The following is a 2,032-nucleotide window of genomic DNA, read 5'->3' as shown; positions in this document are numbered from 1 at the left end:
CGGCTCTCCGCCTGAAGTTTGCAACAGCACCGGATGTAGGGGTTGTCCCAGGTGCCGGTGGCGTTGAGGACGATGTCGGCGGTGAAGGTGGTGCCGTCGGCGAGTGTGATCCGCAGCGGGGAGGCGGGGTCCGTGGTGGTCGGTTCGACGCGGTGGACGGCGGCTGGGCGGGCGACGTCGAGATTGAAGGTGTCCTCGTAGGCTCCGTAGTAGTCGGTGACCAGCCGGGAGGCGGGGACGTCCGGGTCGGGGCGGTCCATGGCAGGCCCGGCAGGTCCGCGATGCCGTGCGCCCTGCCGAGGGTGAGGGAGTCCCAGCGGTGGCACCACGCGCCCCGGGGCCGTCGTTCGCATCGAGAACCACCATGTCGTCCCGCCGGGTCCCGCGGCGGAGGGGCTCGTGGGCGGCGGACAGCCCGGCCTGGCCCGCGCCGATGATGACGGCGGGGATGTGGCGGTGCTGCAGGTCAGCGGGGTTCATGGCTGTCATCCTACGCCTGTTATATGACATGTCAGCAAGGTATGTGTCATGACCACTGTAATGGGAACTATACTCATTACGAAAAGTGATGGACGTCGTAGGTTCTGTTATGTACAGTGAAACCACCCCCGCCCCCCCCCAACGATTGGATACCCATGACTGACACAACGTTCCGCGCCGCCGTCGTTGAGGACTTCGGTCCCGAACTCAACCTCCGCGACGTCGAGATGCCCACGCCCGGCCGCAACCAGGCGCTGGTGAAGCTGCAGGCCTCCGGCATCTGCCACACCGACCTCCATGCCGCCGAGGGTGACTGGCCCGTCAAGCCCGAGCCGCCCTTCGTTCCCGGCCACGAGGGTGTCGGCGAGGTCGTCGAACTCGGCCCCGGTGACCACTCCGTCAAGGTCGGCGACATCGTCGGCAACGTCTGGCTCTGGTCCGCCTGCGGTGAGTGCGAGTACTGCCGCACCGGATGGGAGACCCTGTGCAACCAGGCCGAGTACGGCGGATACACCGTCAACGGCTCCTTCGGCACCTACATGCTCGTGGATACCCGCTACTGCGCCCGCATCCCCGAGGGCTCCGACCCCGTCGAGGTCGCCCCGATCCTGTGCGCCGGCGTCACCGTCTACAAGGGGCTGAAGGTCTCCGAGACCAAGCCCGGTCAGTTCATGGTCATCTCCGGCGTCGGCGGCCTCGGCCACATCGCCGTCCAGTACGCCGTGGCCATGGGTATGCGCGTCATCGCCGTCGACATCGCCGACGAGAAGCTCGAGCTGGCCAAGAAGCACGGCGCGGAGTTCACCGTCAACGCCAAGCACGCCGACCCGGCCGAGGCGGTCCAGGAGTTCACCGACGGCGGCGCCCACGGTGTCCTGGTCACCGCGGTCCACCCGCAGGCGTTCGGCCAGGCGGTCGGCATGGCCCGCAAGGGCGGCACCATCGTGTTCAACGGCCTGCCCCCGGGAGACTTTCCGGCCCCGATCTTCGAGATCGTGTTCAAGGCCCTGACCATCCGCGGCTCCCTCGTGGGTACCCGCCAGGACCTGGCCGAGGCGCTCGACTTCTACGCCCGCGGCCTGATCAAGCCGACCGTGTCCGAGTGCTCCCTCGACGACGTCAACGCCGTCTTCGAGGAACTGCGCCACGGCAAGGTCGACGGCCGCATGTCCATCCGCTACTAGCGGCCGCCGGCGCCTGACCCCGCCATCCCCGACCGCCCGGGTCGGGGATGGCGGGGTTGACGCGTTACGGTAACTGCACACCCGTACAACTGCATCAGCGCAGCGTACACTCCACCCGGTGGCCGGTGCGTACCGGAAGGAAGTGAACGGCGCCATGGATTACACCCCGTACAGCCTGCTTATCGACGTCGGCTGGATCTCCCTGCTCATGGTCATCGGCAACGTCCTGCGCCGCAAGGTGGGCCTGTTCCAGTGCCTGCTCATGCCGGCCTCGATCACCGCCGGCCTCCTCGGCCTGATCCTCGGCCCGGAGGTCCTCGGCCTGATCAACTTCTCCGGTGCTGTTGCAAACTTCAGGCGGAGAGCCG

General features: G+C 67.5%; 1 protein-coding gene and 2 pseudogenes. 2 read left to right on the top strand and 1 reads right to left on the bottom strand.

Going from position 1 to position 2,032, the window contains the following annotated elements; all coding sequences use genetic code 11:
• Positions 1–480: pseudogene (locus HMPREF3088_RS04255) on the bottom strand (NAD(P)/FAD-dependent oxidoreductase); the annotation flags it as partial.
• Between the two features lie 155 nt (positions 481–635).
• On the opposite strand from HMPREF3088_RS04255, the gene adhP reads away from it, so the two are divergent.
• The gene (gene adhP / locus HMPREF3088_RS04250) at positions 636–1,664 is read left to right on the top strand and encodes an alcohol dehydrogenase AdhP (RefSeq protein WP_012361064.1); all 1,029 of its coding nucleotides are present in this window, start codon (positions 636–638) and stop codon (positions 1,662–1,664) included.
• Between the two features lie 154 nt (positions 1,665–1,818).
• Positions 1,819–2,032: pseudogene (locus tag HMPREF3088_RS04245) on the top strand (sodium:glutamate symporter); the annotation flags it as partial.

Origin of the sequence: Corynebacterium sp. HMSC22B11 (assembly GCF_001815965.1) — a bacterium.
Taxonomy (GTDB): Bacteria; Actinomycetota; Actinomycetes; order Mycobacteriales; family Mycobacteriaceae; genus Corynebacterium.
Note: the sequence above shows the minus strand (reverse complement) of the source record. Positions and strands in the feature narration are given on the sequence as shown.